Annotated in this window: 5 protein-coding genes and 1 pseudogene; 5 read left to right on the forward strand and 1 reads right to left on the reverse strand. The window is 57.9% G+C overall.

What is annotated here, in order from left to right; all coding sequences use genetic code 11:
• A pseudogene (locus ACIOWA_RS27020) lies at positions 1-501 on the forward strand (hypothetical protein); the annotation flags it as partial.
• Positions 502-781: 280 nt separating this feature from the next.
• On the opposite strand, the gene ACIOWA_RS27025 reads toward ACIOWA_RS27020, so the two are convergent.
• Positions 782-1,102: a DUF2288 domain-containing protein gene (locus ACIOWA_RS27025; RefSeq protein WP_339430655.1), complete on the reverse strand. Its 321-nt coding sequence runs from the start codon at positions 1,100-1,102 to the stop codon at positions 782-784.
• 353 nt (positions 1,103-1,455) lie between these two features.
• Here ACIOWA_RS27025 and ACIOWA_RS27030 point away from each other — a divergent pair, with 353 nt between their 5' ends.
• From ACIOWA_RS27030 to livG, 4 genes are all read left to right on the forward strand, one after another.
• Positions 1,456-2,583: a branched-chain amino acid ABC transporter substrate-binding protein gene (locus ACIOWA_RS27030; RefSeq protein WP_339430654.1), complete on the forward strand. Its 1,128-nt coding sequence runs from the start codon at positions 1,456-1,458 to the stop codon at positions 2,581-2,583.
• Between the two features lie 230 nt (positions 2,584-2,813).
• A complete protein-coding gene (gene livH, locus ACIOWA_RS27035) occupies positions 2,814-3,737 on the forward strand; it encodes a high-affinity branched-chain amino acid ABC transporter permease LivH (protein WP_401162830.1) in 924 nt (307 codons plus the stop codon).
• Complete coding sequence (locus tag ACIOWA_RS27040; protein WP_221731426.1) at positions 3,734-4,990, forward strand: high-affinity branched-chain amino acid ABC transporter permease LivM; 1,257 nt, start codon at positions 3,734-3,736, stop codon at positions 4,988-4,990. The genes livH and ACIOWA_RS27040 overlap by 4 nt, the downstream gene beginning before the upstream one ends.
• Complete coding sequence (livG, locus tag ACIOWA_RS27045) at positions 4,987-5,787, forward strand: high-affinity branched-chain amino acid ABC transporter ATP-binding protein LivG (protein ID WP_401162832.1); 801 nt, start codon at positions 4,987-4,989, stop codon at positions 5,785-5,787. Before ACIOWA_RS27040 ends, livG begins: the two co-directional genes overlap by 4 nt.
• Positions 5,788-5,856 lie beyond the last annotated feature (69 nt).

A 5,856-nucleotide genomic window follows, 5' to 3' on the forward strand; every position in this document is an offset into this window, starting at 1 on the left:
CAACTCAACAGCCTGTTCCCCAACACCACGCTCAAGCGCTACGCACTGGTGATCGGTGCCTCGGCCAACTTGTCGCTGACCACCCTCATCGCCAAGAGCCCGTGCCTGTCGGATGACTTCCTGACGCTGATCGTGGCGTTCATCAAGCGCTGCTTTGCGAAAAACCCGTACCGTTTCGACGAGACGCTGGACAATTCGATCCTCGATTTCATCATCCATGAGGACTTCGACGAAGACCGCATCGATGAACTGCTCAACGAGTTCGAGAACCCGGCGAAGATCCTCGACACCAACTGGTACGCGATCAAACCGATGTACGAGAAGAAGTATCGCGAGTTGATCAACGACAAAGAGAAGTTTGTCTCGATCAACGATATTCGCCTGTCACGCGATTGCGTGAAGAAGGCGATCAAGTACCTGCGTGAGATTTATCGTCACCGGATTGGCAAGACCAAGGTTATTTCCCTCAATAACCACACGGGCAAGACTTACTCGGTCTGATCCAGAACCGAGTCGCCCCTTTCGCGTGCAAGCCCGCTCCCACAGGGGAATGCATTCCAAATGTGGGAGCGGGCTTGCTCGCGAAGAGGCCCTCAAGTTCACTGAACATCTCAACCTTTCCAACATCCAGAAACAATTAAGCAGCCGTTAGGCTGCTTACTAAACTGTTCCCGTTACGTTTACGTCACCGTGATGCCACCCTCGCTTGTGGCCTTTCTTCACGGCAACGTGCCATCACGCTACTCGGCTACACACTTTTCGCTGACGACCGTCCGCACCATCAAGGTGCGACATCAGTGGCAAGCGCCCTTTCCTGGATCAGAATCCACGGTGAAACCACCACCGCCCAGAGCGCCGGGTCACGCTCGAAAATATCCAGTGCCCGCGTTTCAGACAGCTTGGCGACCTTGTCTTCGGCCAGCCAGGCAGCCACTTTGGCACCATCGTCCGAGGCCACGGCCTCGGCAGCGGCGATCAAATCAAGGCTTGGGTCGACCCACAATAGGGCACCCTTGGCAAAGAACGGCTCCAACTCTTTCCAGGTGATAGATGCGGTTTCACCAAGCAGCTTGGCATAGAGGGTGCTAGGTTCTTGATTCATGGGAACTGTCCGGAAAAGAAATCGACGCGAATGATAACGTCGGTGGTCCGCCAGCAAAACCCGGTAGCAAATCGCTTCACCGAACGAAAAGAGCAGGAACGCCAAGGAATGCTGCTGATTGGGATATATGCCCACGAACGCCCCGCCGCAATTCTGTCTTTTTCATTCAAAAATGCGACACCCTCAGGTTTTGTCCCTCGGCGCCCGCTTCCCAGGCTTACAACCGGCGCTCTACACTGTACCGGTACAGTTGCCGGGGGCATTTTCCGGAGGGTATCGCAAAGATATCTGACCCGGTTCTGCTGCTACGGCGCCAGAACTCAAAAAAATTACAACAGTAAGAGTGGAGCACTATGACAAAGGCTACTAAGCAGATTTCCAAACTGTTTGCCGCTATGGTTCTGGCCGGTGTTGCCAGCCATTCGTTCGCAGCTGACACCATCAAAATCGGTATCGCCGGTCCTAAAACCGGTCCAGTAGCCCAATACGGCGACATGCAGTTCAGTGGCGCGAAAATGGCCATCGAACAGATCAACGCCAAGGGCGGCGTCGACGGCAAGAAGCTCGAAGCCGTTGAATACGACGATGCCTGCGATCCGAAACAAGCGGTCGCGGTCGCGAACAAGGTCGTCAACGACGGCGTGAAGTTCGTGGTCGGTCACCTGTGCTCCAGCTCCACTCAGCCTGCTTCGGACATCTACGAAGACGAAGGCGTGATCATGATCACCCCGGCTGCCACCAGCCCGGAAATCACCGCCCGTGGTTACAAAATGGTCTTCCGCACCATCGGCCTGGACAGCGCCCAGGGCCCTGCCGCCGGTAACTACATCGCCAAGTTCGTCAAACCGAAAGTCGTCGCTGTTCTGCACGACAAGCAGCAATACGGTGAAGGCATTGCCACCGCCGTGAAAACCACGCTGGAGAAGGATGGCGTGAAAGTCGCCGTGTTCGAAGGCATCAACGCCGGCGACAAGGATTTCTCCTCGATCATCGCCAAACTCAAGCAAGCCAACGTCGACTTCGTTTACTACGGCGGCTACCACCCAGAGCTGGGTCTGATCCTGCGTCAGTCCGCTGAAAAAGGCCTGAAAGCCAGGTTCATGGGTCCGGAAGGCGTGGGTAACGACTCCATTTCGCAGATCGCCAAAGACGCTTCCGAAGGTCTGCTGGTAACCCTGCCGAAATCCTTCGACCAGGATCCGGCCAACGTCGCCCTGGCTGATGCCTTCAAGGCGAAGAAAGAAGACCCGAGCGGCCCGTTCGTATTCCCGTCCTACTCGGCTGTTGAAGTGATTGCCGGCGGTATCGCTGCCGCCAAGAGCGAAGACACTGCCAAAGTGGCTGAAGCCATCCACGCTGGCACCTTCAAAACCCCGACCGGCGATCTGAGCTTCGACGCCAAGGGCGACCTGAAGGACTTCAAATTTGTGGTTTACGAGTGGCACTTCGGCAAACCAAAAACTGAAGCTTCGCCTCAGTAAGGCCCTGCCTGACTGACTGCCAATAAAGCCCACGGCGTGCCGTGGGCTTTGTTTTACGAATGTATGGGCCGCGCTGGCGTGATCCGCCAGTCTCCCCACCTGAAAATCTCAAAACCGTCATCAGCGGTTCGCTGGCAAAACCCGGATTCGAAGTGGATAAAGATCCACGGGGCCGGGCGGGAAAATGACTCCACCAGTGAAATGCGTATCAGGTTTTTAGGAGCGTTGTAATGCCTGACCTCTATCACTTCTTCCAGCAGCTGGTTAATGGTCTGACCATTGGCAGCACGTATGCCCTGATTGCCATCGGCTATACGATGGTCTACGGCATCATTGGAATGATCAACTTCGCCCATGGCGAGGTGTACATGATCGGTTCCTACGTGGCGTTCATCGCCATCGCCGGGCTGGCCATGATGGGAATCGACAACGTCCCGCTGTTGATGACCGCTGCTTTCATCGCGAGCATCGTCGTGACAAGTTCCTACGGTTACAGCATCGAACGGATCGCCTACCGCCCCCTGCGCGGCAGCAACCGTTTGATTCCGCTGATTTCCGCCATCGGTATGTCGATCTTCCTGCAGAACACGGTTCTGCTGGCGCAAGACTCCAAGGACAAATCCATCCCCAACCTGATTCCGGGCAACATTACTTTCGGGCCAGGTGGCGCACATGAAGTGCTGATTTCCTACATGCAAATCGTGGTGTTCGTGGTGACCCTCATCGCCATGCTCGGCCTGACGCTGTTCATCTCCCGCTCTCGCCTGGGTCGCGCCTGCCGCGCCTGCGCCGAAGACTTGAAGATGGCCAACCTGCTCGGCATCAACACCAACAACATCATCGCCCTGACCTTCGTCATTGGTGCTGCGCTGGCGGCCATCGCGGCCGTGCTGCTGAGCATGCAATACGGCGTGATCAACCCGAACGCCGGTTTCCTGGTCGGCCTCAAAGCCTTCACCGCTGCGGTACTGGGCGGCATCGGCAGCATTCCCGGCGCCATGCTCGGCGGGCTGGTGCTTGGGGTGGCGGAAGCCTTTGGTGCCGATATCTTCGGCGACCAGTACAAGGACGTCGTGGCTTTCGGCTTGTTGGTTCTGGTGCTGTTGTTCCGTCCGACCGGCATTCTGGGCCGTCCGGAGGTTGAGAAAGTATGACTAGGAATCTTAAACAGGCGCTGTTCAGCGCTTTGCTGGTGTGGGCTGTGGCCTACCCGGTACTGGGTCTGAAACTGACCATCGTCGGCATCAACCTTGAAGTGCATAACACCAGCCCGGCCATTCTGGCGACCATCGCCATTTGCTCGGTGCTGATGTTCCTGCGTGTGCTGTTCAACCAGCAGATCAGCAAGGCGTGGAAGTCCTCGCCCGGCATGCCGCTGATCCCGGCCAAGGCCAGTAACTTCCTGACCCTGCCGACCACCCAACGCTACATCATCATCGCGCTGATCCTTGGCGCGCTGGTCTGGCCGTTCTTCGGCTCCCGTGGCGCGGTGGACATCGCAACGCTGATCCTGATCTACGTGATGCTCGGCCTTGGCCTGAACATCGTGGTCGGTCTGGCCGGTCTGCTCGACCTGGGTTACGTCGGCTTCTACGCCGTCGGTGCCTACAGCTACGCGCTGCTGTCGCACTACTATGGCCTGAGCTTCTGGATCTGCCTGCCGATTGCCGGCCTGATGGCGGCGACGTTCGGCTTCCTGCTGGGCTTCCCGGTATTGCGTCTGCGCGGTGACTATCTGGCAATCGTGACGCTCGGCTTCGGCGAGATCATCCGTCTGTTCCTGCGTAACCTGACCGACATCACCGGTGGCCCGAACGGCATCAGCAACATCGAGAAGCCAACGTTCTTCGGCCTGACCTTCGAACGCAAGGCGGCAGAAGGCATGCAGACCTTCCACGAGTATTTCGGCCTGCAGTACAACTCGATCAACAAGGTGATTTTCCTGTACCTGGTGGCGTTGCTGCTGGCACTGGCCGCGCTGTTCGTCATCAACCGCTTGCTGCGCATGCCGATCGGTCGTGCATGGGAAGCGCTGCGTGAAGACGAAATTGCCTGCCGCGCGCTGGGTCTGAACCCGACCGTGATCAAGCTTTCGGCGTTTACGCTGGGGGCCGCGTTCGCCGGTTTCGCCGGCAGCTTCTTCGCCGCCCGTCAGGGCTTGGTAACGCCGGAATCGTTCACCTTCATCGAGTCGGCGATCATCCTCGCCATCGTGGTGCTCGGTGGCATGGGCTCGCAACTGGGCGTGATCCTCGCGGCCGTGGTGATGATCCTGTTGCCGGAAATGATGCGTGAGTTCAGCGAGTACCGCATGTTGATGTTCGGTGCCCTGATGGTGTTGATGATGATCTGGCGTCCACAAGGTCTGCTGCCGATGCAACGCCCCCACATGGAGCTGAGCAAATGAGCCGCGAGATCCTTAAAGTCGAAAATCTGAGCATGCGCTTCGGTGGCTTGCTGGCGGTCAACGGCGTGGCGCTGACGGTGAAGGAAAAACAGGTGGTTGCACTGATCGGGCCGAACGGCGCGGGCAAGACCACCGTGTTCAACTGCCTGACCGGTTTCTATCAGCCCACCGGCGGCAGCATCCTGCTTGACGGCGAGCCGATTCAGGGCCTGCCGGGTCACAAGATCGCCCTCAAAGGCGTGGTTCGTACCTTCCAGAACGTGCGACTGTTCAAAGACATGACGGCGATCGAGAACCTGTTGATCGCTCAGCACCGTCACCTGAACACCAACTTCCTGTCCGGCCTGTTCAAGACCCCGGCGTTCCGCAAAAGCGAACGCGAGGCGATGGAGTTTGCCGAGTACTGGCTGGAAAAGGTCAACCTCAAAGAGTTCGCCAACCGGAGCGCCGGCACCCTGGCCTACGGTCAGCAACGTCGTCTGGAAATCGCCCGCTGCATGATGACCCGCCCGCGGATCCTCATGCTCGACGAACCGGCCGCCGGCCTGAACCCAAAGGAAACCGAAGACCTCAAGGCGCTGATCAGCGTGCTGCGCGAAGAGCACAACGTGACCGTGCTGCTGATCGAACACGACATGAAACTGGTCATGAGCATTTCCGACCATATCGTCGTGATCAACCAGGGCACACCTCTGGCTGACGGCACGCCGGAACAGATCCGCGACAATCCTGAAGTGATCAAAGCCTACCTGGGGGGAAGGGTTTCGCACTGCCGCCTTTACGCTTACCCCCGGTAGGCTTTTGTGTAGTGAGGATTGTCGCGGGTGGGTTGCGGCGTGGCGTCCGCCAGGGGTGTGGCCTGGTTG

Source organism: Pseudomonas sp. NPDC087614 (assembly GCF_044743485.1).
GTDB lineage: Bacteria > Pseudomonadota > Gammaproteobacteria > Pseudomonadales > Pseudomonadaceae > Aquipseudomonas > Aquipseudomonas baetica_A.